Annotated in this window: 26 protein-coding genes; 9 read left to right on the top strand and 17 right to left on the bottom strand. The window is 73.1% G+C overall.

What is annotated here, in order from left to right; genetic code table 11:
* Positions 1 to 232 precede the first annotated feature (232 nt).
* The 5 genes from AB0A97_RS15410 to AB0A97_RS15390 all read left to right on the top strand — a co-directional run bounded on the left by AB0A97_RS15410 (position 233) and on the right by AB0A97_RS15390 (position 6,616).
* Complete coding sequence (locus tag AB0A97_RS15410) at positions 233 to 913, top strand: response regulator transcription factor (protein WP_361149261.1); 681 nt, start codon at positions 233 to 235, stop codon at positions 911 to 913.
* Positions 903 to 2,393 (top strand): HAMP domain-containing sensor histidine kinase, encoded by a 1,491-nt coding sequence (locus tag AB0A97_RS15405; RefSeq protein ID WP_361149259.1) that lies wholly within the window; start codon positions 903 to 905, stop codon positions 2,391 to 2,393. The genes AB0A97_RS15410 and AB0A97_RS15405 overlap by 11 nt, the downstream gene beginning before the upstream one ends.
* A 70-nt stretch (positions 2,394 to 2,463) precedes the next feature.
* Positions 2,464 to 3,750 carry an LCP family protein gene (locus AB0A97_RS15400; protein ID WP_361149257.1) on the top strand — a complete coding sequence of 429 codons (1,287 nt, stop codon included), beginning with the start codon at positions 2,464 to 2,466 and terminating at the stop codon, positions 3,748 to 3,750.
* Positions 3,751 to 3,800: 50 nt separating this feature from the next.
* Positions 3,801 to 5,336, top strand: a complete 1,536-nt coding sequence (locus AB0A97_RS15395; protein WP_361150154.1) for an FtsW/RodA/SpoVE family cell cycle protein — start codon at positions 3,801 to 3,803, stop codon at positions 5,334 to 5,336.
* Between the two features lie 65 nt (positions 5,337 to 5,401).
* The gene (locus AB0A97_RS15390; protein WP_361149255.1) at positions 5,402 to 6,616 is read left to right on the top strand and encodes a class I SAM-dependent methyltransferase; all 1,215 of its coding nucleotides are present in this window, start codon (positions 5,402 to 5,404) and stop codon (positions 6,614 to 6,616) included.
* 3 nt (positions 6,617 to 6,619) lie between these two features.
* On the opposite strand, the gene AB0A97_RS15385 is transcribed toward AB0A97_RS15390, so the two are convergent.
* The 5 genes from AB0A97_RS15385 to tsaB all read right to left on the bottom strand — a co-directional run bounded on the left by AB0A97_RS15385 (position 6,620) and on the right by tsaB (position 9,825).
* The gene (locus tag AB0A97_RS15385) at positions 6,620 to 6,985 is read right to left on the bottom strand and encodes a hypothetical protein (protein WP_361149252.1); all 366 of its coding nucleotides are present in this window, start codon (positions 6,983 to 6,985) and stop codon (positions 6,620 to 6,622) included.
* Between the two features lie 115 nt (positions 6,986 to 7,100).
* Positions 7,101 to 7,418, bottom strand: a complete 318-nt coding sequence (locus AB0A97_RS15380; protein WP_361149250.1) for a hypothetical protein — start codon at positions 7,416 to 7,418, stop codon at positions 7,101 to 7,103.
* Positions 7,419 to 7,431: 13 nt separating this feature from the next.
* Positions 7,432 to 8,586 (bottom strand): tRNA (adenosine(37)-N6)-threonylcarbamoyltransferase complex transferase subunit TsaD, encoded by a 1,155-nt coding sequence (tsaD, locus tag AB0A97_RS15375; RefSeq protein WP_361149248.1) that lies wholly within the window; start codon positions 8,584 to 8,586, stop codon positions 7,432 to 7,434.
* Positions 8,579 to 9,112 (bottom strand): ribosomal protein S18-alanine N-acetyltransferase, encoded by a 534-nt coding sequence (rimI, locus tag AB0A97_RS15370; protein WP_361150152.1) that lies wholly within the window; start codon positions 9,110 to 9,112, stop codon positions 8,579 to 8,581. Before rimI ends, tsaD begins: the two co-directional genes overlap by 8 nt.
* Before the next feature lie 53 nt (positions 9,113 to 9,165).
* Positions 9,166 to 9,825: a tRNA (adenosine(37)-N6)-threonylcarbamoyltransferase complex dimerization subunit type 1 TsaB gene (tsaB, locus tag AB0A97_RS15365; RefSeq protein ID WP_361149245.1), complete on the bottom strand. Its 660-nt coding sequence runs from the start codon at positions 9,823 to 9,825 to the stop codon at positions 9,166 to 9,168.
* A gap of 86 nt (positions 9,826 to 9,911) precedes the next feature.
* Between tsaB and AB0A97_RS15360 the strand changes: the two genes are divergently transcribed.
* The gene (locus AB0A97_RS15360) at positions 9,912 to 10,478 is read left to right on the top strand and encodes a hypothetical protein (protein ID WP_361149242.1); all 567 of its coding nucleotides are present in this window, start codon (positions 9,912 to 9,914) and stop codon (positions 10,476 to 10,478) included.
* A 58-nt stretch (positions 10,479 to 10,536) separates the two neighbouring features.
* Here the strand turns inward: AB0A97_RS15360 and AB0A97_RS15355 are convergent, their stop codons facing one another.
* From AB0A97_RS15355 to glmS, 7 genes are all read right to left on the bottom strand, one after another.
* Positions 10,537 to 10,809 (bottom strand): hypothetical protein, encoded by a 273-nt coding sequence (locus AB0A97_RS15355; RefSeq protein WP_361149240.1) that lies wholly within the window; start codon positions 10,807 to 10,809, stop codon positions 10,537 to 10,539.
* A gap of 141 nt (positions 10,810 to 10,950) precedes the next feature.
* A complete protein-coding gene (gene tsaE, locus AB0A97_RS15350; RefSeq protein ID WP_361149238.1) occupies positions 10,951 to 11,487 on the bottom strand; it encodes a tRNA (adenosine(37)-N6)-threonylcarbamoyltransferase complex ATPase subunit type 1 TsaE in 537 nt (178 codons plus the stop codon).
* A gap of 145 nt (positions 11,488 to 11,632) precedes the next feature.
* Positions 11,633 to 12,892 (bottom strand): alpha/beta hydrolase, encoded by a 1,260-nt coding sequence (locus tag AB0A97_RS15345; protein WP_361149235.1) that lies wholly within the window; start codon positions 12,890 to 12,892, stop codon positions 11,633 to 11,635.
* Positions 12,889 to 14,049 carry an alanine racemase gene (gene alr, locus AB0A97_RS15340; protein ID WP_361149232.1) on the bottom strand — a complete coding sequence of 387 codons (1,161 nt, stop codon included), beginning with the start codon at positions 14,047 to 14,049 and terminating at the stop codon, positions 12,889 to 12,891. The genes AB0A97_RS15345 and alr overlap by 4 nt, the downstream gene beginning before the upstream one ends.
* Before the next feature lie 98 nt (positions 14,050 to 14,147).
* Positions 14,148 to 15,575 carry an NAD(P)H-hydrate dehydratase gene (locus AB0A97_RS15335; protein WP_361149230.1) on the bottom strand — a complete coding sequence of 476 codons (1,428 nt, stop codon included), beginning with the start codon at positions 15,573 to 15,575 and terminating at the stop codon, positions 14,148 to 14,150.
* Positions 15,576 to 15,663: 88 nt separating this feature from the next.
* A complete protein-coding gene (locus AB0A97_RS15330) occupies positions 15,664 to 16,032 on the bottom strand; it encodes a holo-ACP synthase (RefSeq protein WP_031003078.1) in 369 nt (122 codons plus the stop codon).
* Positions 16,029 to 17,876: a glutamine--fructose-6-phosphate transaminase (isomerizing) gene (gene glmS, locus AB0A97_RS15325; protein WP_361149228.1), complete on the bottom strand. Its 1,848-nt coding sequence runs from the start codon at positions 17,874 to 17,876 to the stop codon at positions 16,029 to 16,031. The genes AB0A97_RS15330 and glmS overlap by 4 nt, the downstream gene beginning before the upstream one ends.
* A gap of 195 nt (positions 17,877 to 18,071) precedes the next feature.
* Here glmS and coaA point away from each other — a divergent pair, with 195 nt between their 5' ends.
* Positions 18,072 to 19,070: a type I pantothenate kinase gene (gene coaA, locus AB0A97_RS15320; protein ID WP_361149225.1), complete on the top strand. Its 999-nt coding sequence runs from the start codon at positions 18,072 to 18,074 to the stop codon at positions 19,068 to 19,070.
* 40 nt (positions 19,071 to 19,110) lie between these two features.
* Positions 19,111 to 20,037, top strand: a complete 927-nt coding sequence (locus AB0A97_RS15315) for a DUF389 domain-containing protein (RefSeq protein ID WP_361149223.1) — start codon at positions 19,111 to 19,113, stop codon at positions 20,035 to 20,037.
* Positions 20,038 to 20,046: 9 nt separating this feature from the next.
* Here AB0A97_RS15315 and glmM read toward each other — a convergent pair whose 3' ends face one another.
* From glmM to AB0A97_RS15290, 5 genes are all read right to left on the bottom strand, one after another.
* Complete coding sequence (gene glmM / locus AB0A97_RS15310; protein ID WP_361149221.1) at positions 20,047 to 21,405, bottom strand: phosphoglucosamine mutase; 1,359 nt, start codon at positions 21,403 to 21,405, stop codon at positions 20,047 to 20,049.
* Between the two features lie 142 nt (positions 21,406 to 21,547).
* Positions 21,548 to 22,060, bottom strand: coding sequence for a 30S ribosomal protein S9 (gene rpsI / locus AB0A97_RS15305; RefSeq protein ID WP_361149219.1), 513 nt, complete (start codon positions 22,058 to 22,060; stop codon positions 21,548 to 21,550).
* A 41-nt stretch (positions 22,061 to 22,101) separates the two neighbouring features.
* Positions 22,102 to 22,545, bottom strand: a complete 444-nt coding sequence (rplM, locus tag AB0A97_RS15300) for a 50S ribosomal protein L13 (RefSeq protein WP_031003068.1) — start codon at positions 22,543 to 22,545, stop codon at positions 22,102 to 22,104.
* 205 nt (positions 22,546 to 22,750) lie between these two features.
* The gene (locus AB0A97_RS15295; RefSeq protein ID WP_361149216.1) at positions 22,751 to 24,007 is read right to left on the bottom strand and encodes a glycosyltransferase family 87 protein; all 1,257 of its coding nucleotides are present in this window, start codon (positions 24,005 to 24,007) and stop codon (positions 22,751 to 22,753) included.
* A gap of 63 nt (positions 24,008 to 24,070) precedes the next feature.
* A complete protein-coding gene (locus AB0A97_RS15290) occupies positions 24,071 to 25,690 on the bottom strand; it encodes an ATP-binding cassette domain-containing protein (RefSeq protein WP_361149213.1) in 1,620 nt (539 codons plus the stop codon).
* A 57-nt stretch (positions 25,691 to 25,747) separates the two neighbouring features.
* On the opposite strand from AB0A97_RS15290, the gene AB0A97_RS15285 reads away from it, so the two are divergent.
* Entirely contained in the window at positions 25,748 to 26,569 is an 822-nt protein-coding gene (locus AB0A97_RS15285) for a hypothetical protein (protein ID WP_361149211.1), read from the top strand.
* The last annotated feature ends 17 nt before the right edge of the window (positions 26,570 to 26,586 follow it).

Genomic DNA, 26,586 nt, shown 5'->3' with positions numbered 1-26,586 from the left:
CCTTTAGCTGAGGTGCATCGGATACGTGGGCCAGTGTCCGGACTGCCCGCGGGGACGGTCCCCTACCCGCCCCCTCCGGTCGGATTGGCGAGCCCAGGTCTGTGGGGGTGGGAAAGAACGATTGTTCTGGTGCGCGCTCGACTGGCGGAGAGGCTCACGTGGTGTGGGCGCCACTGCTGCGGTCCTCCGGTCCGTCCTGTCGGGAATAGGGCGGAACCGGGACAATGAGTTCATGCACATACTGGTCGTGGAGGATGAAGAGGGGCTCGCCGACTCCTTGCGGCGGGGGCTGGCTGCTGAGGGGCACTGGGTGGATGTGGCCCGGGACGGGCATCGGGGGCTGGAGCTCGCGTTGGCGGGGGTGTACGACGCGATCGTGCTGGATGTGATGCTGCCGGGGCCCAGCGGGTACGAGATCTGTGGGCGGCTGCGGCGCCGGGACGACTGGACGCCTGTGCTGATGCTGACCGCCAAGGACGGCGAGTACGACGTGGCCGAAGGGCTGGACGCGGGCGCCGACGATTATCTGACCAAGCCGTTTTCGTTCGTTGTGCTGCTGGCCCGGCTGCGGGCGCTCACCCGGCGTGGGCGGGCCGCCGAGCGGCCCCGGACGCTGCAGAGCGGTGATCTCACTCTGGACGCCGATGCCCGGCGCTGTCGCCGCGGTGACACGGACATCGAGCTGACCGCCCGCGAACTGGGCGTGCTGCGCTGTCTCATGGCGGGCGAGGGGCAGGCGGTCGCCAAGCGGGACATCCTCGACGAGGTGTGGGACTCGCCGGCCGACGTGGACCCCAACATCGTCGAGGTGTACGTCTCGTCGCTGCGCAAGAAGGTGGATGTGCCGTTCGGCCGCCATTCCATCCGTACCGTGCACGGGACGGGTTACCGGATGGCGCCCGATGACGGCTGAGAAACGCCGGTTCCGGCCCGGGCCCGCGTCCGTGCGCGGCCGCACCGCCGTGGCCGCGGCGCTCGCGATGGGCCTCCTGCTGGCCGTCGGGGGTGGATGGCTCTACGCGTTGTTGCGCGCCAACCTTCTGGACAACACCACCAGTCGTACCGAGGTGGCGGCCCGTAAGGTCGCCGCGCAGGCGGACACCGGTGCCCTGCCGGAGGTGCTGCCTTCGCCCGCCGACGGCGTCGATCTGGTGCTGGTCCTGGACGCGACGGGGCGGGTCGTCGCGACCAGTCTCCGTACCGCCGAACCGCTGACCGCCGAGTTGCGGGGCTTGCGCCCGTCGCCGGGCCAGGATTCCGCCGACCGCGTGCTGACCGGCTCCCCCGCCGCGGCGGCGGGCGGTGCGCGCGCGGACGTGGTGGTGGTCCGGGCGTCGCCGCCCGGCGGCGGCGGGCAGGAGCGGTACGTGTACGCCGTGACCGTGCTCTCGGACGTGGACGACGCGACCCACGCCATCGGCGTGGCCCTGCTGGCCAGCGCCCCGCCGCTGATCGCGCTGGCCGCCGCCATCGCGTGGGCGGTGACGGGGCTGGCGCTGCGCCCGGTGACCGCCATCAGGACCGAGCTGGCCGCTGTGAGTGAGAGCGAGCTGGACCGGCGGGTGCCGGATCCGGCGGGCGGTGACGAGATCGCGCTGATGGCCCGTACGGTCAATGCCACCCTGGACCGGCTGGAGCAGGCCGTCACCCGGCAGCGCCAGTTCGTCGCGGACGCGTCGCACGAACTGCGCAATCCGATCGCGGCGGTGCGGTCCCGGCTGGAGGTGGCGCTCGCTGGCGGGACCGGTGGCAGCGACAGCGACAGCGAGCATCAGGAGTCCGTACGCGCGGCGCTGCGGGACACCGAGCGTCTACAGCGGATCGCCGCTGACCTGCTGCTTCTCGCGCGGCTCGACGCGCATGCCCCGCGTGGTGCGGAGCCGGTGGATCTGGCGTTGCTGGCGGCGGAGGAGGCCGCGCGCCGTCCGGGCGGCGGCGGTGGGGCGCGGCTGGTCGTGGAGGCCGGTGAACCCGTTCCTGTGCGGGGTGATCCGGCGCAACTGGAGCGTCTGCTGACCAACCTGGTCGACAACGCGCTGCGGTATGCGGCGTCCGAGGTGCGGGTCGTGGCGCGGGGGGAGGAAGGCGGACACGATGGTGCCGTCGACCGGGCTGTACTGGAAGTCGTGGACGACGGGCCAGGTGTTCCGGAGGCGGACCGGGGGAAGGTCTTCGAGCGGTTCGCCCGGCTCGACGCGGCGCGTGACCGGGAGACCGGCGGTACGGGGCTGGGGCTGGCCATCGCCCGGGGGGTCGCCCGCGCGCACGGCGGGGAGCTGACCGTGCGGGGGCGGGAGGACGGGCGGGCCGGTGCCCGCTTCGTGGCCGTGTTGCCCGTACGGACCGGGGGCAGCGGGGGCCCGGGGGTTTCTGACAGGGGGCGGCCCGCCTGAGGCGGTTACTCCTGAGCGGGTCTTCAGGACTTTCAGATTTTCTTCAGCGGCGGACCGTCAGCCTGTTCGGATGAAGCACCGTCGCAGGCCCACCGCTCCGGACACCGCCCACCCGCGAGGGCACCGGCGCCGGTCCCGGCGCCGTGTCGTGTTGCGCAGGCTGGCCCTGTGCGTCGCCGTGCTCCTGCTGGGCACGGCGGGCGCCGGGTGGTACTTCTACCGGGATCTCGCCGCGCGGATCGGCTCGTCGCGGGCGCTCGGCGACGGGGCGCCCAGATCGTCCGGCGGGGCGGTCAACATCCTGCTGATGGGGCTGGACAGCCGTAAGGACCAGAACGGGAACGACCTGCCGAAGGACGTGCTGGAGAAGCTGCACGCGGGCGCCTCGTCGGACATCGGCGGTTACAACACCAACACGCTGATGCTGTTGCATGTGCCTGCCGGTGGGGGGCGGGCCACTGCGTTCTCGATTCCCCGCGACGATCTCGTGGACATTCCGGGGCACGGCAAGGACAAGATCAAGAAGGCGTACGGGCTGGCCAAGGCCGCGGCGGAGGAGCGGCTGGCGCGGCAGGGCGTCACGGATCACGACCGGCTGGAGCACGAGGGGCGGGAGGCCGGCCGCCGGGCGCAGATCGCGACGGTGCGCGCCTTCCTCGGTGTGCCGGTCGACCACTTCGCCGAGGTGAACCTGGTGGGCTTCCTGCACATCGCGGACGCGCTCGACGGCGTACCGGTGTGCCTGAAGCACGCGGTGCGGGACCGTTACTCGGGTGCCGACTTCCCGGCCGGACGGCAGACGCTCGACGGGCCGCAGTCGCTGGCCTTTGTACGGCAGCGGCACGGCCTGCCCGCCGGCGACCTGGACCGTACCCGCCGCCAGCAGGCGTTTCTCGCCTCCGCCACGCACAAGCTGAACTCGGCCGGCACCTTCACCGACCCGCTGCGGCTGCTGAAGCTGACGGACGTCGCGAAGCAGGACCTGGTGATCGACGAGGGCTGGGACCTGCTGGCGTTCCTCCGGCAGGCGAAGAACCTTTCGGGCGGGAATGTACGCTTCACCACGCTGCCCGTGGAGGGCTTCGCCAAGCATCACGGTGAGGACGTGAACCGGGTGGATCCGGACAAGATACGGCGGCTCGTCGCCCGCGAAACCAGGCCGGAGGCCGGTGATTCCACTGCTCCCACCAGCGGTGACGCGCCCGACGGCGGGTCTGTCGCACCCCGGCCGTCTGTGGGAACCCTGCAACCGTCACCCTCGTCTTCCTCATCGACGGTGGAGTCCGGCTCCGGAGCGGAACGTTCCGGGCAGACGGCTCCCATGATGGACGGCGGAGGCATCCCGTGCGTGGACTGACGAGCTCGCCCCGGCCCCCCGGGGCGCCGGAGAGCGACGCCGAGCGCACCATGACGTTCGCCGCGCTCGCCCAGGCCCCGAACCGGCGGCGTACGGAGATGTGGCTGCTCGCCTTCGCCGTACTGATCTCGGTCTTCGGCTACACGTACACCGGTCTGTCGATGAACGGCCGGCTGCCCGCCGGGCTGCCCGGCTTCAGCGCCGCCGTCTTCTTCATGGCGCTCGTCCCGCACCTGGTCGTGCGCCGCTTCGCGCCGCGCGCCGACCCGCTGATCCTGCCGCTCGCCACCCTGCTGTCCGGCCTCGGCCTGGTGCTGCTCAATCGCCTCGACATCACGTACGCGGCCAAGCCCAGCCTGCACATGGCCCCGGCGGCCGGCGGGCAACTGGTGTGGACGGTGATCGGGGTGGCGGTCTGTACGGCCGTGCTGATGCTGCTGCGCGACCACCGCTTCCTCCAGCGGTACATCTACCTGACGATGGCCGTCGCGCTGGTGCTGCTGATGGCCCCGGCGTTCTTCCCCGGCGACACGTTCGGCGCCAAGCGGTGGATCTTCGTGGGACCGCTCTCGTTGCAGCCCGGCGAGTTCGTGAAAATCATGATCGCGGTGTTCTTCGCGGGCTACCTGACGCTCAACCGCGACGCGCTCGCCCTCTCCGGCCGCCGCGTCATGGGCGTCCAGTTGCCGCCGGGACGCCAGCTCGGGCCGATCTTCACCATCTGGGTCATCAGCCTCCTGGTGCTGGTCTTCGAACGCGACCTCGGTACGTCACTGATCTTCTTCGGCCTCTTCGTGATCACCCTCTACATGGCCACCGAGCGCACCAGCTGGGTGCTGTGCGGCCTGGCCATGGCGGTGATCGGCGCCGCCGTCGTCGGCTCGACCGAACCGCACGTCAAGGGCCGGGTCATGGCCTGGCTGCACCCCATGGACATCTTCCTGCCCGAGAAGGAGCGACCGCCGGGCCTGATATCCGAGCAGGCCGCGCAGGCGCTGTTCAGCTTCGGCAGCGGCGGCATCAGCGGTACGGGCCTGGGCCAGGGACACCCCGAACTGATCGGCTTCGCGGGCAACAGCGACTTCATCCTCACCACCGTCGGCGAGGAACTGGGCCTCGCCGGCGTGATGGTCGTCCTGCTCCTGTACGTACTGCTCGCCCAGCGCGGCCTGCGCGTCGGCCTCACCGCCCGCGACCCCTTCGGCAAGCTGCTGGCGGTCGGCCTGGCCAGCTCGCTGCTGCTCCAGGTGTTCGTCGTCGCGGGCGGCGTCACCGGGCTGATCCCCCTCACCGGCAAAGCACTGCCCTTCCTGGCCAAGGGCGGGTCCTCACTCGTCGCGAACTGGGTCATGGTCGCGCTGCTCATCCGCATCAGCGACAGTGCGCAGCGCCGCCGCGAGCCGATAGGAGAGCCGACCGGACGGCGCGGGCGGCGGGGACGGCGCGCCGCCCGCGCCGCGGCGGACCTGGACGCCACCCAGGCCACCCCGCGCGTGGACCCGGCCGCCCTGCCCGCCCCGGCCATGCCCCGGCCCGGCGGCCGTCCGCCGGGCCACGGCCGCCGCGCCCGCCGCTCACGCGGCTGACCCCGGGAGGTCACCACCGGCCTCCGCAGCGCCCCGCCGCTCCCCACCCCGCGCGCTGGCCCACAATGGACCGGGTGAACCAGGCGAACGACCTCGACTCCTTCTCCGCGCTGCACACGCCCGAAGGTCAGGCCCTGCTGGCCGCACTGCGCGACCACGACCCGGCCGACGAACTGGCGACCGCGACCCGGCTGCGACGCGACCACCCGGCGCCGCTGGTCTCCGCCGCGCTGGGACAGGCGCGGCTGCGCCAGCGCGCCGCGGCCAAATTCGGGGCGGACGCCGCGCGCATGTACTTCACGCCCAACGGCGTCGAACAGTCCACCCGCAGCACGGTCGCCGCCCACCGCGCCACCCGCCTCGCCGCCCTCGGCGTCCGCACGCTCGCCGACCTGTGCTCCGGCATCGGCGGTGACGCCATCGCCCTGGCGCGCGCCGGCATCCATGTCCTGGCCGTCGACCGCGACCCGCTGACCTGCGCGGCGGCCCGCGCCAACGCGGAGGCGCTGGGGCTGGCCGACCGGATCGAGGTGCGCTGCGCGGATGTCACCGAGGTGGACACCTCGGCGTACGACGCGGTGTTCGTCGACCCGGCGCGGCGGGGCGGCCGGGGCGGGCGCGGCGGGCGGATCTTCGACCCCGAGGCGTACTCGCCGCCGCTTTCCTGGGCCGTACAAGCCGCCCGTACGGCACCGCACGCCGCCCTGAAGATCGCGCCGGGCATCCCGCACGAGATCATCCCCGACGAGGCGGAGGCGGAGTGGATCTCCGACGGCGGCGACGTGAAGGAAGCCGTCCTGTGGTTCGGCACCGCGCCCGGCGCGCGCCGCGCCACGCTCCTGCCCGCCGGTGACTTCCTGCTGGGCACCGGCCTGCCCGACCCCGCGCCGGGCCCGGTCGGCCGCTGGCTGTACGAACCGGACGGCGCCGTCATCCGCGCGCACCTCGTCGCGGAGGTCGCCCAGCGGGTGGACGGCCGCCTGATCGACCCGACCATCGCCTACGTCACGGCCGACGAGCACCGTCCGACCCCGTACGCCACCGCGTACGAGATCACCGACACGCTGCCGTTCAACGTCAAGAAGCTCCGGGCGCTGCTGCGCGAACGCGGCGTGGGCGTCGCCGTCGTCAAGAAGCGCGGCTCGGCCGTCGAACCCGAGGAACTGCGCAAGAAGCTGAAGCTCGCCGGCCCGCACTCCTGCGTCATCTTCCTGACCCGGGTCGCGGGCGCCCCCACGATGCTCCTGGGCCGGGAGGCCCCTGCGGCCGCGAAGGGCTGACGCCTACGCCCGGTCCGTCAGCTCCTCCGCGAACACCTGCGACAGGGGCTGCGGGCCGACGTACTGCTGGCAGGTGCACTGCCCCGGCTCGTACCTGACCGGCTTCTGCTCCGCGTCCCAGGCCGTCGGAACCTGCGTCACCTCATGGCACTTGCCCTGCTTGTCATGCTTGGCGAGGTGGTGCGTACACCCGCACACCGGCTCCGGCGGCCGCTGCGCCGCCTCCAGCTCCAGCCGCTCGCGCCGCGTACTCTCCAGCCGCTCCATCTTCCGCGCGTGCCGCGTACCCATCGCCTTCCGCCCCACATCGGCGACCTTGGCGAAACCCCCCGCCATGAAGAACACGAACACCCACCAGAACCAGTTCACAGCCTGCCGCCTCCCCGTATGTCTGCATTTCGGCTAGGCCAGGGTATGACGTGGTGTCACGAGTGGGCGGGGCAGGTTTGCACGGCGGCACCCTTCGGAGGCCGGAACGCCGTGATCACGGCGCTTCGCCGTGCGCCACGGCGGCATGCGCGGCGTCCAGAATGCGACCGAGCTCCCCCACCGCGCCCCGGGCCTTCGCCGGGTCGCCGGAGGCCACCGCCAGGTCCTCCAACTCCCGGAACCTGGCGGCGGTCCCGGGATCACGCTGGATGTGTACGTAGACGGCCCACTGCGTCGCGAAACGCCGCAACGAAAGGAAGTCCCCTCCCTGAAGAACCCTGTCGGCGGCCTGGGACAGCTCACGGGTGAAGGCGGGCAGGGCAGCGGGCGTGGCCTGCGCCACGGCGTCGTGCAACAACGTGATCGAGGCCATCGGCCCCCTCCCCCTACGAGTACAAGTTGTCCTTGCTCAGCTCGTGGAAGTGGTCGTGATCGTGCGCATGGCCGTGACCGTGGCCGTGCGTATGGCTGTGGCCCCCGGGGCCGTGGTCGTGGTCCGGGGCCGGTACGTGGGGTTCCGTCACCGGGAGGGAGGAGTCGGCCGGGAGGTCCCAGGCGGAGGCGGGGCGGTTGCGGGCGACCATTTCGGCGCCGAGGGCGGCGACCATGGCGCCGTTGTCGGTGCAGAGTTTGGGGCGGGGGACGCGCAGGGTGATGCCTGCCTTCTCGCAGCGGTCCTGGGCCAGCGCGCGGAGGCGGGAGTTGGCGGCGACGCCGCCGCCGATCATCAGGTGGTCGACGCCGTTGTCCTTGCAGGCGCGTACCGCCTTGCGGGTCAGGACGTCGACGACCGCTTCCTGGAAGGACGCCGCGACGTCCGCGACCGGGACCTCCTCGCCCGCGGCGCGCTTCGCCTCGATCCAGCGGGCGACGGCCGTCTTGAGGCCGGAGAAGGAGAAGTCGTAGACCGGGTCGCGGGAGCCCGTCAGGCCGCGCGGGAAGCGGATCGCGTCCGGGTCGCCCTCGCGTGCGTAGCGGTCGATGACCGGGCCGCCGGGGAAGCCCAGGTGCAGCACGCGGGCGACCTTGTCGAACGCCTCGCCCGCCGCGTCGTCGATGGTCGAGCCGAGGGGGCGTACGTCGGAGGTGATGTCGGGGGCCAGCAGGAGCGAGGAGTGGCCGCCGGAGACCAGCAGGGCCATCGTCGGCTCGGGCAGGGCGCCGTGTTCGAGCTGGTCGACGCAGATGTGCGAGGCGAGGTGGTTGACGCCGTAGAGCGGCTTGCCGAGGGCGTAGGCGTACGCCTTGGCGGCCGAGACGCCGACGAGGAGAGCACCCGCCAGGCCGGGACCCGCCGTGACGGCGATCCCGTCGAGGTCGGACGCGGCGACGCCGGCCTCCTTCAGGGCGCGCCGGATGGTGGGGACCATCGCCTCCAGGTGCGCGCGCGAGGCCACTTCCGGGACGACGCCGCCGAAGCGGGCGTGCTCGTCGACGCTGGAGGCGACGGCGTCCGCGAGGAGCGTGTGACCGCGCACGATGCCGACGCCGGTTTCGTCGCAGGAGGTCTCGATGCCGAGGACGAGCGGTTCGTCAGCCATGGGTCCGGTTTCCTTGCGCGGGGGGTGGGGAGGAGGGGGCGTCGCCGGACGGTCCGGCGGCGGAATCGGCCGGGGATTCGGAGGGGGACTCGGTGGTACGGCGCATGACGAGGGCGTCCACGTTGCCCGGCTGGTAGTAGCCGCGCCGGAAGCCGATCGGCTCGAAGCCGAACCGCTCGTACAGGCGCTGTGCCCGTATGTTGTCGACGCGTACTTCGAGCAGCACCTCGGCGCATTCGAAGGCGGTGGCGGCGGACAGCAGCTCGGTCAGCAGCCGGGAGCCGAGGCCGGTGCCCCACTGGTCGCGGGCGGTGGCGATGGTCTGGATGTCGCCGGTGCCGTCGACGGCGGCCAGGCCGCCGTAGCCGACCAGGCGGCCGTCCTGTTCGGCGACGAGGTAGCGGCGGTTGGCGGCCGGGCCGCGCGCGTGCGCCAGCTCGGACCAGAACATGCCCGCCGACCAGGCGTCCTCGGGGAACAGCTCGCGCTCCAGGTCCAGGACCGGCGCGATGTCCCACCAGCGCATCTCGCGGAGTACGGCGCCGTCGCGCGCGCCGTCCCCGGCCGCCGTCCGCGCGGTCACTTCGGGGTGACCACCTTGTAGTTGGCGGGGACCTGCGCGTCGGGGCGGCGCAGGTACAGCGGCTGCGGCGGCAGCAGTTCATCACCGCGCGCGAGCTTCTCGGCGGCCAGCGCGGCGAGCGCGCCCGCGGACTGGTGCTCCGGGCCGCCGTCCCGTACGCCGGTGAAGGTGTCCGCGTACAGCAGCGCGCCCGCGCCCACCGACGGCAGCGCGCCGGCCTCGTCGGCGATGTCCGCGGGGCGGTCCACGGCGGGCTCGGTGAGCCGCGTGCGGGCGTCGGCGTAGCGCGCCCAGTAGACCTCCTTGCGGCGGGCGTCGGTCGCCACCAGGAACGGCTCGTCGAGCCCGGCGGCGTACGCGATGCCGTCCAGCGTGCACAGGCCGTGCACCGGCACGTCGAGCGCGGCGCCGAACGTCGCGGCGGTGACGAGCCCGACCCGCAGGCCCGTGTACGGGCCGGGGCCGACGCCGACGACGATGTCGCTGACCGCGTCGAGTTTCACCCCCGCTTCGGCGAGCACCCGGTCGACGGCGGGCAGCAGCAGTTCGCCGTGCCGGCGGGCGTCCACCTGGCGCTCCTCGGCGAGGACGCGGGAGCCGTCGTGGACGGCGACGGTGACGGCGGGGGTTGCGGTGTCCAGAGCAAGCAGCAGCACGCCTCCAAGACTACGGCGCGGCCGCGGGTGCCTTGCCGGGTGCTACCGTCACCCGTAGTCACGCGCGTACGAAAGGTGGCACGGCGGTGTCCGCAAAGAGCAGCTCGATCGTCACCGCTCTGACCACGGTTGCGCTCGCCGCCGTCGGTTTCCTGGCCTATCAGGCGTCCGCCTCGGCCCCCGATCACACCACCCCGGGCAAGCAGCCGTCGTCGACCGCGAGCCCGGCCCCGGGCAAGGGCAAGGGCGGCGCGGACCAGCGGAAGACCGAGGTGCCGGTGCCGCCGGACTCCGGCGAGGGCGAGCGGGTCGTCTACGCGCTGGGCGCGCGGCGGGTGTGGCTGGTCACGGCGGACGGCAAGGTCAAGCGGACGTACGAGGTCACACCGAGCTCCGTCAGCCCGGCCCCGGGCACGTACAAGGTCAACGGCCGGACGTTGAAGGTCACCGGCTCCGACGGGGTGCCGATCGAGCACGTGGTGCGTTTCACGGTCGCCGACGGTGTGGTGGTCGGCTTCAGCGCGGCGGTGGACGGCTCGATGCCGGACCCGAACGCGACCAAGAAGACCGGCGGCATCCGGGAGACGCGGGCGGACGGCACGGCGATGTGGGACTTCGCGCTGCACAAGACGAAGATCGTCGTCGTGAAGTGAGCTTGGGCGGGGCGTGAGCCGACGCGGGGCGTGAGCCTGCGCGGCGCGTGCGCCCCCGCTATGCCGCGTCGCGCGCCCCCGCGCCGTGCGTCCTCGCGCCGTGCGGGCCCGGACCGGTGCCCTCCCGCGCGGCGTCGCGGGCGTCGTCCTCGGCGCTCTCGGTGTTCTCGTTGTTCTCGGTGTCTTCCGCGGCCTCGGCCTGGGACGGCGGCTGCGGGGGCGTGGACACCGCGCTGGCCGCGGCGCACGCCGCCAGTAGCTGGTTCATGGTCGGCGTCGGTTCGGCCGCGCCGTTGCGGACCGCTGCGGTGACGGGCTGGTGGGCCGACATGGATGCCTCCCGTGGCTCCTGGGCAAGCGGGCGTAGTTAGGCAGACCTAACCGGCTCTCTCTGCACCCATGTGACCACGTCCGGCGCCGCGCGCGCAACATCTTCCCGACGGCTTGTCGGAAACTACGGTACGGGCGCTTCCTACGCGCCGGCCAGCACCGTCAGATCCACGTCCGCCCAGCGCGGCCCGACACCGCGCACCGTGACCTCGCGCACGTCGTCCTCGTCCGGCGCCGCACCGTCGGCGGGAACGACGGGCGCGTCCGCGCCGACGGCGCGTTCGATGATCACGTGCAGCCGGTCCTCGGACAGCTCCTCGACCTTGCCGTCGCCCCACTCCACGACCACCACCGACTCGGGCAGCGACACGTCGAGGTCCAGGTCCTCCATCTCGTCCAGGCCGCCGCCGAGCCGGTACGCGTCCACGTGCACCAGGGCCGGGCCGTCGGCCAGCGGCGGGTGCACCCGGGCGATCACGAAGGTCGGCGAGGTGACCGCGCCGCGCACGCCGAGGCCCTCGCCCAGCCCGCGGGTCAGCGTCGTCTTGCCCGCCCCCAGCTCCCCGGTCAGCAGCACCAGGTCCCCGGGGCACAGCAGCCCGGCCAGTGCGCGGCCCAACTCCTGCATCCGCTGAGGTGACTTGACGGTTACGTGCTCGATCGTCTCGGTGGCGCTCATGCGCCGATGGTACGGCGCGCACAACCGGCATTTCGAACCCGTCCGCGGCGGGCGGACGCCGCCGGGGCCGTCGGGCCCGCCGGGCACGTCGGCCTCACCGGGCTCCCCGAGCCCACCGGGCCCGGGGATCTTCCCGGCCTCGCGGCTACGCCCGCGCCGACCGGGCCGCCGCCGCTGTCGCCGCCGCCCGCTCGATCAGGGTCTCCAGATGACCGGTGACCACTTCCGGGCGCTCCAGCATCACCAGGTGGCCCGCCCCCGGCTCGCACACCGACTCCGCGCCCGGCAGCAGGCCGGCGATGGCGTCGCTGTGGTCGGACGGGGTGATCAGGTCCCGGTCACCGGCCAGCACCAGCGCCGGTACGGGGTCGAACGCGACCAGCGCCTCGGTCTTGTCGTGCACGGCGAAGGCCGGGAAGAACTCGGCGACGACGTCGATCGGGGTCGCCTCGATCATCCGCTCGGCGAACCGCGCCACCCCCGGGTCCACCTCTTTCGGCGTACCGAAGGAGTAGCGCTTGACCAGCCCGGCGAAGAGGTCGGCGGTCGCCCGGCGGCCCTTCTCGACCAGCTCGCTCTGCGCGCCGAGCGCCTTGAGCACGCCCGGTGCGAAGCGGTGGAACGCCTTGACGCCCAGCGACGGCAGCCCGAAGGCGACCTCGCTGAGCCGGCCCGCCGAGGTGCCGATCAGGGCCACGCCGACCACCCGCTCCGCGACGTACTCCGGATACTGGTCGGCCAGCGCCATCACCGTCATGCCGCCCATGGAGTGCCCGACCAGCACGATCGGCCCCTCGGGCACGGCGGCGTCCAGCACCGCCTTCAGGTCCCGGCCCAGCAGGTCGATGGTGACCGGCTCGGTGCCGTCGCGCTGGGCCCGGCCGCGCTCCGAGCGGCCGTGGCTGCGCTGGTCCCAGTGGACGCTGCGCACCGCGCCGCGCAGGGCCGCGCGCTGGAAGTGCCAGGAGTCCTGGTTCAGGCAGTAGCCGTGGCTGAAGACGACCGTGGGCGCTCCGGAGCGGCGTCCCAGCAGCCCCAGCAGCCGCTTGCGGCGCGCACCGCCGGCGCCGCCCTTGCTGCTCCTGCTGCCCTTGCCGTCCTCCGGCTCGTCGATCTCGTAGTGCAGCTCCGTGCCGTCCTCGGCCACCGCCGTGCCCGGTGTGCCGCGCAGCGTGCCGTACGGGCCCGCCGCGTCCAGCGCGAGCCGCGCCTTGCGCCGTACGCCCCGGCCGACCGTCAGCCGCTCGATGGCGACGCCCGCCGCGGCGCCCGCGGCGACCACGCCGAGCGCGGCGCCCGCGAGGCTCGCGCGCCGTCCCGCCCGGGTCCAGTTGCCGGCCGTCGTGGCCGCTTCGGCCGCCGCGTCGATCGCGGCGTCGGCGGCCGCCCCCGTCCTGTCGCTCATGTCCCGCTCCCCGTGTCCGCGCGCTCGTCGACATAGACGCGTGGCACCCGGGTACCGATCCGCGTGACGATCTCGTACCCGATCGTGCCCGTCGCACGCGCCCAGTCCTCGACGGTCGGCTCGCCCCGGTCCCCCGGGCCGAACAGCACGGCCACGTCTCCCACCTGGGCCGGGTCCCCGCCGAGATCGACCACGAACTGGTCCATCGCGACGGTGCCGGCGGCCGTCCGCCATTTGCCCGCGACCAGCACCGGTCCGCTGTTCGACGCATGGCGGGGGATGCCGTCGGCGTAGCCGAGCGGGACCAGGGCGAGGGTGGTCTCCCCGGACGTCGTGTAGCGGTGCCCGTACGAGACGCCGTGCCCGGCGGGCACGTGCTTCACCGACGCCAGGGACGCCTCCAGCGTCATCGCGGGCCGCAGCCCGAAGTCCTCCGGCACGCCCATCTCGGGGCTGGGCGAGACACCGTAGATGCCGATACCGGCACGTACCAGGTCGAAGTGCGCGTGCGGGAGGCTGAGCAGCGCCGGGGTGTTGGCGTGGTGGCGCACCTCCGGGTCCAGGCCCGCCCGGCGGGTCACCGCGTCGGCGTCGGCGAAGACCGCGAGCTGGGCGTCGATGGAAGGGTGGCCGGGCTCGTCGGCGCAGGCGAAGTGCGACCAGACGCCGGTGACCCGTATCGCGCCCTCGGCCTCGGCGGCGCGGGCGGCGGCGACCAGCTCGGGCCAGTCGGCGGGCTGGCAGCCGCTGCGCCCCAGCCCCGTGTCGACCTTGAGCTGGACGCGGGCGGTACGGCCGCACGCCCGCGCCGCCGCGGTCACCTCGTGCAGCGCCCACATGCCGCTGACCGACACGTCGATGTCCTGCTCGACGGCCTGCCGCCAGGGCCCGCCGGGCGTCCACAGCCAGCACATCAGCCGGCCGGTGTCGCCCGCGGCGCGCAGTGCGAACGCCTCCTCGGGGAGCGCGGTGCCCAGCCATGTCGCCCCGGCCTCCCGGGCCGCGCGGGCGCACCGGATCGCGCCGTGGCCGTACCCGTCGGACTTCACCACGGCCATCAGCTCGGCCCGGGGCGCGCGGGCCCGCAGCGCCCGCACGTTGGAGCGCACCGCGTCGAGGTCCACGGCCGCACGGGCCCGCATGGCTGCATGGTTCATCCACCCAGTGTCGCAGAACGGGGTGTTGGGGCCGGGAGAGACGGGGGCGCGGGAGGTACGGGCGGGCGCCCGCGGTACGGGCCCGCGGCCCGGCGCCCTCAGTGGCGGCTGACGTCCCGCCACGCCGCGCCCAGCGCCCCGGCCACGTCCGTCGCCAGGATCGGCGCGCCGTCCGGGGTGGCCGCCAGCCGGGCGGCCAGGCCGTGCAGGTACGCGCCGACGGCGGCCGCGTCGCGCGCGGGCAGGCCGGTGGCCAGCAGCGAGCCGGTCAGGCCGGACAGCACGTCGCCGCTGCCCGCGGTGGCGAGCCAGCCCGTGCCGGTGGGGTTGGCGCGCACCGGGCCGCCCGCCGGGTCGGCGACGAGGGTCGTGGAGCCCTTCAGGAGGGCCGTGGCGCCGTACCGCTCGGCCAGTTCCCGTACGGAGCGCAGGCGGGACGCCTCCACGTCCGCCCGGTCGGTGCCGAGCAGGGCCGCGGCCTCTCCGGCGTGCGGGGTGAGCAGGGTCGGTGCGCCGCGGCCCCGTACCCGCGCGGGGTCCAGGAAGCGCAGCCCGTCGGCGTCCACCAGGACGGGGACGTCCGAGTCGAGGACGTCCGCCATGGCGTCCCCCTCGTCGCCGATGCCGGGGCCGATGACCCAGGACTGCACACGGCCCGCCTTCGAGGGCGGTCCGGCGTGCACCAGGGTCTCCGGGAACTGCGCGAGGACGGCGTCGGCCGCCGGACCCACGTACCGTACGGCCCCGGCGCCGCCCCGCAGCGCCCCGGAGACCGCCAGGACGGCGGCGCCCGGATAGCGCGCCGAGCCCGCCACGACACCCACCACGCCGCGCCGGTACTTGTCGCTCTCCGCCGTGGGGCGCGGCAGCAGCTCCGCCACGTCCGCGTACTGAAGCGCCTCGGCCGTCGCCTCCCCGGGCAGCTCCAGGCCGATGTCCACCAGCCGCAGCGCGCCCGCGTACTCGCGCGCCGGGTCGATGAGCAGCCCCGGCTTGTACGCGCCGAACGTCACCGTCGCGTCGGCCCGTACGGCGTCACCCGCCACCTCCCCGGTGTCCGCGTCCACGCCGCTCGGCAGGTCGACGGAGACGACCAGGGACCGCCGCGCCGCGTCGGCCAGCCGGGCCGCCTCCGGCCGCAGCCCGCCCTTGCCACCGATGCCGACGATGCCGTCCACGACGAGGTCGGCCCGCGCGAGGTCGGCCAGGGCGTCGCCGGACACCCGTCCGCCCGCCGCGCGCAGCGCCGCCAGGCCGCCCGCGTGGGCCCGGTCCGGGGACAGCAGGACGGCGCGTACGCCCGCGCCGCGCCGGGCCAGCCGGGCGCCCGCATACAGGGCGTCGCCGCCGTTGTCGCCGCTGCCGACGAGCAGCACGACCCGCGATCCGTACACCCGCCCCAGCAGCTCCGCGCACGCCACCGCGAGACCGGCGGCGGCCCGCTGCATCAGGGCCCCTTCGGGCAGCCTCGCCATCAGGTCCCGCTCGGCCGCCCGTACGACATCCACGCTGAACGCAGTCCTCATGCCCCCAGTCTCACCCCGGACGGCGCGGGCATTCCTCCCGGCTCGCCCGCACGGCGCCGGTGTCCCGCGCGGACCGGCCGTCCGCCGCTCAGCCCTCCGCGATCACCACCGCCGAGGCCACGCCCGCGTCATGACTGAGCGACACGTGCCAGGACCGCACGCCGAGTTCCGCGGCCCGCTCGGCGACGGTGCCCCGGATCTTGAGTATCGGCTGCCCGGTCTCCAGCACCGCCACCTCCGCGTCCGTCCACCGCAGCCCGGCCGGCGCCCCCAGCGCCTTGGCCACCGCCTCCTTGGCCGCGAACCGCGCGGCGAGCGAGGCGATGCCCCGGCGCTCGCCGCTGGGCAGTGTCAGCTCCCGTTCGACGAACAGCCGCGTCGCCATGTCCGGGGTGCGCTCCAGCGCTGCCGCGAACCGGTCGATCTCGGCGACGTCGATCCCCACCCCGACGATCATTCGACGGTCACCGACTTGGCGAGGTTGCGCGGCTGGTCGACCTCGTTGCCGCGCGCCGTGGCCAGTTCGCAGGCGAAGACCTGGAGCGGCACGGTGGAGACCATCGGCTGGAGCAGGGTGGGCGTGCGCGGGATGCGCACCAGGTGGTCCGCGTACGGGACGACCGCCTCGTCGCCGTCCTCCGCGACGACGATGGTGAGCGCGCCCCGGGCCCGGATCTCCTGGATGTTGGAGACGATCTTGTCGTGCAGGACGGACCGGCCGCGCGGCGACGGTACGACCACGACGACCGGCACACCCTCCTCGATCAGCGCGATCGGCCCGTGCTTCAGCTCGCCCGCCGCGAAGCCCTCCGCGTGCATGTACGCGAGTTCCTTCAGCTTCAGCGCGCCCTCCAGGGCGACGGGGTAGCCCACGTGCCGCCCCAGGAACAGCACCGTGTCCTTCTCCGCCAGGCTGCGCGCCAGCTCCCGGACCGGCTCCATCGTCCCCAGGACCCGCTCGACCTGGGTGCCGATCGCGGCCAGTTCGCGCACCACCGCGCGGATCTCGTCGCCCCACTGGGTGCCGCGCACCTGGCCCAGGTACAGCGCGAGGAGGTAGCAGGCCACCAACTGCGTCAGGAACGCCTTGGTCGAGGCGACCGCGACCTCGGGCCCGGCGTGCGTGTAGAGCACCGCGTCCGACTCGCGGGGAATGGTCGAGCCGTTGGTGTTGCACACCGCGAGCACCTTCGCGCCCTGCTCCCGTGCGTGCCGTACGGCCATCAGGGTGTCCATCGTCTCGCCGGACTGCGAGATGGCGACGACCAGCGTGCGCGGGTCCAGGATCGGGTCGCGGTAGCGGAACTCGCTGGCCAGCTCCACCTCGCAGGGGATGCGCGTCCAGTGCTCGATCGCGTACTTGGCGATCATCCCGGCGTGGAAGGCGGTGCCGCAGGCCACTATCACCACCTTGGTGGCCTCGCGCAGCACCGTGTCCTCGATGCGGACCTCGTCCAGCGAGAGCACCCCGGCCCCGTCCACCCGGCCCAGCAGCGTGTCGGCGACGGCCTTCGGCTGCTCGGCGATCTCCTTGAGCATGAAGTAGTCGTAGCCGCCCTTCTCGGCGGCCGACGCGTCCCAGTCCACGTGGTAGTTCCGCACCTCGCCCGGCGCGCCGTCGAAGCCGGTGACCGTCACCCCGTCCCGGCGTACCTCCACGACCTGGTCCTGGCCCAGTTCGACGGCCTCACGGGTGTACGAGATGAACGCCGCCACGTCCGACGCCAGGAACGCCTCGTCCTCGCCGATGCCCACCACCAGCGGGGAGTTGCGGCGCGCGCCCACCACCACGTCCGGCGCGTCGGTGTGCACCGCGACCAGCGTGAACGCGCCTTCCAGGCGGCGGCACACCTGGCGCATCGCCTCGGCCAGGTCCCCGCAGGAGGAGAAGTTCTCCGCCAGCAGGTGCCCGACGACCTCGGTGTCCGTCTCGGAGGCCAGCGCGTGGCCGCGTTCGGCCAGTTCGGCGCGGAGGGCCGCGAAGTTCTCGATGATGCCGTTGTGGACGACGGCGACCCGTCCGGCGTTGTCCAGATGCGGGTGGGCGTTGGTGTCGGTCGGCGCGCCGTGCGTGGCCCACCGCGTGTGCCCGATCCCGGTCGTACCGGCCGGCAGCGGACGGTCGGCCAGTTCCTTGTCCAGGTTGGCGAGTTTGCCGGCCTTCTTGGCCGCCGCCAGTCCGCCGTCCGCGAGCACGGCCACCCCGGCCGAGTCGTAGCCGCGGTACTCCAGCCGCTTCAGCCCGGTGAGCACGACGTCCAGGGCGGACCGGCCGCCCGCATACCCCACGATTCCGCACATGAGGGCAGCCTACGGGGCCGTACGATCCCTCCCCGCGCTCCATCCGGCCAACGGCGACGCGCACCGGACCCGCACCCTCCGCCTGGCCCGCGCGCCGTCCGGGGCCGCCGTGACCCGTACGCGCGACACGCGGACCGGGCGGCCACAACCCCACCCCGGGGTGAACCGGCCCCCGCGCCTGCGGACAATGGGCGCGTGCCCCTCACCACAGAGCCGACCGAGTCGCAGCACCGCCGCCGCGCCGAGCGCACGCCGTACGTCGACCTGACGCGCGCCGAGTGGAGCGCCCTGCGGGAGAAGACACCGCTGCCGCTGACCGCCGAGGAGGTCGAGCGGCTGCGCGGCCTGGGCGACGTGATCGACCTGGACGAGGTACGCGACGTCTACCTGCCGCTGTCCCGCCTGCTCAACCTGTACGTGGGCGCGTCCAGCAACCTGCGCGGCGCGCTGAACACCTTCCTGGGCGACGCGGGCGGCGGCCACGGCGCGCAGCCCGGCACCCCGTTCGTCATAGGCGTCGCGGGCAGCGTGGCGGTCGGCAAGTCCACCACCGCCCGGCTCCTCCAGGCGCTGCTGGCCCGCTGGCCGGAGCACCCGCGCGTCGAACTGGTCACCACCGACGGGTTCCTGTTCCCCAACGCCGAGCTGCACCGCCGCGGCCTGATGTCGCGCAAGGGCTTCCCCGAGTCGTACGACCGCCGGGCCCTGACCCGCTTCGTCGCCGATGTGAAGTCCGGGAAGGCCGAGGTCAGCGCCCCGGTCTACTCCCACCTGATCTACGACATCGTGCCCGGCGAGCGGCTGACCGTGCACCGGCCCGACATCCTGATCGTCGAGGGCCTGAACGTCCTGCAACCCGCCCTGCCCGGCAAGGACGGCCGCACCCGCCTGGGCCTCGCGGACTTCTTCGACTTCTCGGTGTACGTGGACGCCCGCACGGAGGACATCGAGCGCTGGTACCTGGGCCGGTTCCGCAAGCTGCGCGAGACCGCCTTCCAGAACCCGTTCTCCTACTTCCGCAAGTACACCCAGGTCTCCGAGGAAGAAGCCCTCGACTACGCGCGGATGATCTGGCGCACCGTCAACAAGCCCAACCTGGAACAGAACGTCGCACCGACCCGCGGCCGCGCCAACCTCGTGCTGCGCAAGGGGCACGATCACAAGGTGCAGCGGCTGTCGCTGCGCAAACTCTGACGCGGCCCACCACCGTCGCGCCGCCCCGAGGAGTACGCACGTGCTGCACCTGCGCCTGATCGTCCCCGCCGACCGTACGGACGCTGTCGTACGGCTCGTGGACAGCACGGTCGGCACCGCCCACCTCGCCGTCCTGACCGGCGCCGCGCGCGACCCGCGGGGCGATGTGGTGCTGTGCGACGTGGCCCGCGAGGCCGGTGACGGGCTGCTGCGCGAGCTGCGGGCACTCGGCATCGACCGGGACGGCGCGATCGCCGTCGAGCACATCGACCTGTCCCTGTCCGCCCGCGCGGACCGGGCGGCGGACGACGCGCCCGGCGAGGGCGCGGACGCCGTGCTGTGGGAATCGCTGACCGACGCCACCCACGAGGAGTCCACGCTCTCCGTCACCTACCTGGCGTTCCTGACGCTCGCCACGATGATCGCGGCCTGCGGTGTGGTGCTGGACAACGCGATCCTGATCGTCGGCGCGATGGCCGTGGGGCCCGAGTTCGGGCCGCTGGCCGGGATCTGCACCGCACTGGTGCGCCGCGCGCCCCGGCTGGCCTGGCGGTCCCTGCTGGCCCTGGTCGTGGGCTTCGCGGCGGCGATGGCGGTGACGGTGGGCTTCAGCCTGTTCATGGACGCGGTGGGGCTCTTCCACGCCGGTGCGCTGACCGCGGAGCGGCCGAACACCCACTTCATCTACCGGCCGGACTGGTTCTCGTTCGTCGTGGCCGTCCTCGCCGGAGTCGCCGGCGTGCTCTCGCTGACCTCGGCGAAGTCCGGTGCCCTGGTCGGCGTGGCGATCTCGGTCACCACCGTCCCGGCCGCCGCCAACGCGGCCGTCGCCTTCGGCTACGGCTCGTACCGGCAGGCGTGGGGTTCCACCGAACAGCTCCTGCTGAACCTGCTGGGCATCGTCCTGGCGGGCACGCTGACGCTGCTGGCCCAGAAATTCTTCTGGGCCGGGCAGCGACAGCGGTAGGGGCGGCTGCTAGCCCAGCGCCGACTTCACGACGTCCGCCAGGCGGCCGGCCACGGCCCCCGCCTGCTCGATGTCGGCGGCCTCGACCATGACCCGCACCAGCGGCTCCGTCCCCGAGGGGCGCAGCAGGACCCGCCCGGTGGCGCCCAGCTCGCGCTCCGCCTCCGCGACGGCCGAGGTGACCTCCGGCGACGTAGCGACCCGGGTCTTGTCCACGTCCGGCACGTTGACCAGCACCTGCGGCAGGCGCTTCATGACGCCCGCCAGCTCGCCCAGCGGGCGGCCCGTCGCCGCGACGCGGGCGGCCAGCATCAGGCCGGTGAGCGTGCCGTCGCCGGTCGTCGCGTGGTCCAGCGCGATGACGTGCCCGGACTGCTCACCGCCGAGGGCGAAGCCGCCGGACTTCATCTCCTCCAGGACGTACCGGTCGCCGACCGCCGTCTGGACGAAGGTCAGGCCCTCGCGCTCCATGGCCAGCTTGAAGCCCAGGTTGGACATCACGGTCGCCACGACGGTGTCCTTGCGCAGCGTGCCCGCCTCGCGCATCCCGAGGGCGAGGACGGCCAGGATCTGATCGCCGTCGATCTCGTTGCCGTCGCGGTCCACCGCCAGGCAGCGGTCCGCGTCGCCGTCGTGCGCCACGCCGAGGTCGGCGCCGTGCTCGACGACCGCGGCGCACAGGCCGGAGAGGTGCGTGGAGCCGCAGCCGTCGTTGATGTTCAGGCCGTCGGGGTCGGCGCCGATGGTGACGACCTCGGCACCGGCCCGGGCGAACGCCTCCGGGGAGACGCGGGAGGCCGCGCCGTGCGCGCCGTCGATGACGACCTTCAGGCCGTCCAGACGGTTCGGCAGCACACCCACCAGGTGCGCGACGTAGTTGTCAAAGCCCTGGTCGTAGTCCTTGACCCGGCCCACACCGGCGCCGGTCGGCCGGTCCCACGGCTCGCCGGAGCTGTGCGAGCGGTAGGTGCGCTCGATGCGGTCCTCCAGCTCGTCGGCGAGCTTGTGGCCGCCGCGGGCGAAGAACTTGATGCCGTTGTCGGGCATCGGGTTGTGGCTGGCCGAGAGCATCACGCCCAGATCCGCGCCGAGCGACCCGGTCAGGTACGCCACGGCCGGGGTCGGCAGCACGCCCACCCGCAGCACGTCCACGCCCGCGCTGGCCAGACCCGCCACGACGGCGGCCTCCAGGAACTCCCCCGACGCCCGCGGATCGCGCCCGACCACGGCCACCGGCCGGTGGCCCTCAAAAGTGCCCGCCTCCGCGAGCACGTGCGCCGCCGCGACCGACAGACCGAGCGCCAGCTCCGCCGTGAGATCCGCGTTGGCGACACCGCGCACACCGTCCGTGCCGAAGAGTCGTCCCACTGGTGTCCTCCGAGTTGATGTACGTGGACCAGAGCATTGCGTCCAGGTATACGCCGCTGGTCCCGGATAGCCGAACGCCCCGGCAGCACGGATCGTGCCACCGGGGCGTTCGCCAAGAGCCGCGCGAGCAGCCGAGCGGCAATTAGCGCTTGCTGTACTGCGGGGCCTTGCGGGCCTTCTTCAGACCGGCCTTCTTGCGCTCGACCGCACGGTCGTCGCGCTTGAGGAAGCCGGCCTTCTTCAGCGGGCCGCGGTTGTTGTCCTCGTCCGCCTCGTTCAGCGCACGGGCCACACCCAGGCGCAGCGCACCGGCCTGGCCGGAGATGCCGCCACCGGAGATGCGGGCGACCACGTCGTAGCGGTTGTCCAGTTCGAGCACCTTGAAGGGCTCGTTGACTTCCTGCTGGTGCACCTTGTTCGGGAAGTAACCCTCAAGGGTGCGGCCGTTGATCTTCCACTGGCCGGAGCCGGGGATGATCCGCACGCGGGCGATGGCGTTCTTGCGACGGCCCAGGCCGGCGGCCGGCTGCGGGTCGCCGAAGCGCGAGGCGAGGGACTCGGAGGTGTACTCACCCTCCAGCGGAACCTCGGTCTCGGTCGTGTACTCCTCGACCTCTACCTCTTCGAGCGGGGTCTCGGCGGTGGTCTCAGCCACGATTCTCCTCAGATTCTCTTCGTCTTAGGGGGTGGCCGGACTTACTGCGCGACCTGGGTGATCTCGAACGGGACCGGCTGCTGCGCAGCGTGCGGGTGCTCGGCACCCGCGTAGACCTTCAGCTTCGAGAGCATCTGACGGCCCAGGGTGTTCTTGGGGAGCATGCCCTTGACGGCCTTCTCGACGGCCTTCTCGGGGTTCTTGTCGAGGAGCTCGTCGTAGCGCACCGAGCGCAGACCGCCCGGGAAGCCGGAGTGGCGGTAGGCCATCTTCTGGCTGCGCTTGTTGCCGGACAGGTGCACCTTGTCGGCGTTGACGATGATGACGAAGTCACCGGTGTCGACGTGCGGCGCGTACACCGGCTTGTGCTTGCCCCTCAGGAGGGACGCGGCCTGCGAGGCCAGACGGCCCAGGACAACGTCCTGCGCGTCAATGATGTGCCACTGGCGCTGGACATCGCCGGGCTTGGGGCTGAACGTACGCACGGTTAGCCTTCGCTTCTTCAGTGAATAGGGTCCTGTACTGGCCACCTCGGTCGATCTCCAGCACTGGCGGCACCACGGGTGACGCAACCCGGGTTCCTGCCACTGGTCATCGGCCCGGTGGACCGGCGTAAGGGCCCCTCACGTGAGATAGAGCAAGCCAATACGCATAACGAACTGGCAGAATACCGGGCCGCCCCCAGCCGGGTCAAAACACGTCCCGAACCGGCGTACGATCCGTGCCCTCGGGCCCCATGGGCATGATAGCCACCGCTCGCAGCACCCGCGGCCGTACGCAGGTCCATGCCAGCACGGCGGCCACCGTGCACAGCATCACCGTGTCCTTGAAGGCCCGCCGGTGCAGTCCCTCCAGGTGCGGCCAGGGCAGCCCGCCGATCTGCGGCACCAGCGCCACCCAGAACCACACCGTACGGGGCACGGAGTCCGGCAGGACCACGGAGGCGGCCAGCGGCGGCAGCACCACCAGCAGGTAGTGGTCGAAGGACGGCCGGGACACCAGGAAGGCCGCCAGCATCAGCATCGCGGCCGTCTCCACGAGCCGCTGCGCCCCCGGGTCGCCGCGCCGCCACCGCAGCCACGCACAGCCCGTCCCCGCGACCGCCGCCACCGCCGCCACGCCGTACGCCGCGGTCTCGGGCACACCCAGCCGGGTGAGGATCATGCCGGGCGAGGCGTCGAACGGGCGCGCGAAGCTGTCCTGGCCGTGCAGCAGGAACGGCAGCGTACGGGTGAAGAACATGCCCGGCCGCGGCATCACCAGCGCCACCAGCACGGACGCCGAGACCGGCACCGCCACCGCCACCGCGAGCGCCCGCCACCGCCGCGCGAGGACCAGGAGCAGCAGCAGCGGCGCCAACATCGGCTTGACCGCCAGCGCGAGCCCCAGGACCGCGCCCGCGGCGATCCACCGGGAGCGCAGCGCGAGCAGCAGCGTCAGGGGCAGCGCCACCACGGAGGCCAGCGTCCAGTTCCCGATGTTCACGACGTTGCGGAACGGCTCGAAGAACGCCAGGGCCACCACGCCGAGCACCGCCAGCCGGCTCCGTACGGGAACCCGGAAGATCCGCAGCGAGACGAGCCACCCCAGCAGCACCAGCCCCACCCCCACCACCGGCACCAGCAGCCGCAGCTTCCCGGCGGACAGCAGCGCCTCGGGCACCGCGGCCGGCACCGCGCTCGGCAGATACAGGAACCGCTTGTCGGCGTACGGGGCGTCACCGTCCAGCAGCGCCCGCGCCGCCTTCACGACGAAGTCGTTGTCCATGCCGACGGTGGGACTGTGCCGCTGGACATGGAAGATCACCGCTCCCATCAGGGCGGCGGCCACCGCCCACAGCGGCCACGGGGCCCGCCCGCGCAGCCACCCGACGAGCGGCGCGGCCGCGGGCCGCACCGCGTCCCGGTCCTCGCCGGCACCCGCTGTGCCCGTCTTCTCCGCGCTCATGCGTCCATTCAAGGGCCGCCCCCACGGCCCCACCACCGCACGCGTCCAAGCGGTGACCTGGGGCTACCGCTTCCGCTCCACCCTCCGTTCGTCCCACACCGGCTCCGCCGTCTCCCGCACCCGCCCGTCCGCGCCGAAGACCAGGAACCGGTCGAAGGACCGCGCGAACCAGCGGTCGTGCGTCACCGCCAGCACCGTCCCCTCGTACGCCTCCAGCCCCTCCTGAAGCGCCTCCGCGCTCTCCAGGTCGAGGTTGTCGGTCGGCTCGTCCAGCAGCAGGGCGGTCGTCCCCGCCAGCTCCAGCAGCAGGATCTGGAAGCGCGCCTGCTGGCCGCCCGACAGCCGGTCGAAGCGCTGCTCGGCCTGGCGCTCCAGCTCGTACCGGCGCAGCGCGCTCATCGCCTTGCCACGGTCCTTGGCGTGTTCCGTCCACAGGATGTCCAGGAGCGTGCGGCCTTCCAGCTCCGGGTGCGCGTGCGTCTGCGCGAAGTGGCCGGGCACGACGCGCGCGCCCAGCCTCCAGGCCCCCGTGTGCGCCACGGAGTCTCCCGCCAGCAGCCGCAGGAAGTGCGACTTCCCGGAGCCGTTCGACCCCAGCACCGCGACCCGCTCCCCGTAGAAGACCTCCAGGTCGAACGGCTTCATCAGCCCGGTCAGCTCAAGGTTCTCGCAGGTCACCGCCCGCACACCGGTACGGCCGCCCTTCAGCCGCATGGTGATCTCCTGCTCGCGCGGCGGCTCCGGCGGCGGCCCGGCCTCCTCGAACTTGCGCAGCCGGGTCTGTGCGGCGTGGTACCACGTGGCCAGCTCATGGCTGTTCTCCGCGGCCTGCCGCAGGGTGCGCACCAGCTTCTTGAGCTGCGCGTGCTTCTCGTCCCAGCGCCGCCGCAGCTCCTCGAAGCGGGCGAAGCGCTCCTTGCGTGCCGCGTGGTACGTGGCGAAACCACCGCCGTGCACCCACACGTCCGAACCGGCGGGCCCCGGCTCGACGCTGACGATCTTCTCGGCGGAGCGGGCCAGCAGCTCCCGGTCGTGGCTGACGAACAGCACCGTCTTCTTCGTCTCGCGCAACCGCTCCTCCAGCCAGCGCTTGCCCGGCACGTCCAGATAGTTGTCCGGCTCGTCCAGCAGCAGCACCTCGTCGCTGCCGCGCAGCAGCGACTCCAGCACCAGCCGCTTCTGCTCGCCGCCGCTGAGCGTGCGCACCTGCCGCCACTGCGCCTTCTCGTACGGGACGCCCAGCGCGGCCATGGTGCACATGTCCCACACCGTCTCGGCCTCGTACCCGCGCGCCTCGGCCCAGTCGCTGAGCGCCTGCGCGTACCGCATCTGCGCGGCCTCGTCGTCGACGGTCATCACCGCGTGCTCGGCGGCGTCCACGGCCGCGGCAGCCTCCCTGAGGCGGGGCTGCGCCACCGACACCAGCAGGTCCCGTACGGTCCGCTCGTCCCGCACGGAGCCCACGAACTGCGGCATCACCCCCAGCCCGCCGCTGACCGTCACCGCGCCGCCGTGCGGCTGCAGCTCCCCCGCGATCAGCCGCAGCAGCGTCGTCTTGCCCGCCCCGTTGGCGCCGACCAGGGCCACCGAGGCGCCCTCACCGACCCTGAAGGACACGTCGCCCAACAGCACCCGCCCGTCCGGCAGGTAGTACTCCAGATGCCCGGCCTCCACGTGTCCCATAGCCCCGGATTGTCTCCGCCCGCCGCGCGTTCCACCAACCGGTTTAGGATGCGCGGCATGAGCTTTGGGAATGGCGGGCCGTTCGGCCCTGGGGGACCGGACTCCTCGACTCCTGACTGGGACGCGCTCGCCGACGAGAGCGAGGCGCGCAGCCGCCGCAAACGATGGCTGCTCATCGGCGGCGGAGCGCTGGCGACCGCGGCCGTGGCCGGCATCGTCGCCACCGCCGTCATCACCAGCAACAAGGGCGGCGACCTGCCGCACCCCGTGACCCTGCCGACCGAGTCCGCCGCCCCCGAGCCGTCCTTCTCCGAGGTCTCGGTCCCCCCGCCGCCGAACCCGCGGGACTACATCACCGACCCCAAGAAGGACACCGCCGCCCTCACCCCCGCCGGCCTCTTCCCCGACAAGACCATGGTGCTCGGCAAGAACAGCTACCCCCGCCACAGCACCGCCGCCACCGACGACTGCACGGCCGGCACCTACGGCGCCCTGGGCTCGGTGCTCAAGCACAACGGCTGCAAGAAGCTGCTGCGCGCCACCTACGCCAAGGACGGCGTGGCGGTCACCGTCGGCGTCGCGGTCTTCGACTCCAAGGCCGCCGCGTTCAAGGTCAAGGCCGCCGGCAAGCCCGGCCTCGCCCCGCTGGCGGGCGACGGCGTCGGCTCCTTCTGCCAGGGCTCGCCCTGCACCACGTACGCCAACGCCACCGGCCGCTACGCCTACTTCACCATCGCCGGCAACCTGGACGGCTCGGCCGTCACCAACGCCTCCACCAAGGCCCTCCAGATAGGGCGGGACGGCGGCCAGTACGCCTTCCACCGCATCTGGCAGCGCGGCACGGACCAGGCGGCCAAGGCCGCCCGCGCCCAGTCCTGACCCCGCGCGCCCGCCCG

Origin of the sequence: Streptomyces sp. NPDC045470 (genome assembly GCF_040646595.1) — a bacterium.
GTDB lineage: Bacteria > Actinomycetota > Actinomycetes > Streptomycetales > Streptomycetaceae > Streptomyces.
This window is presented reverse-complemented; position numbering and strand designations above follow the sequence as displayed.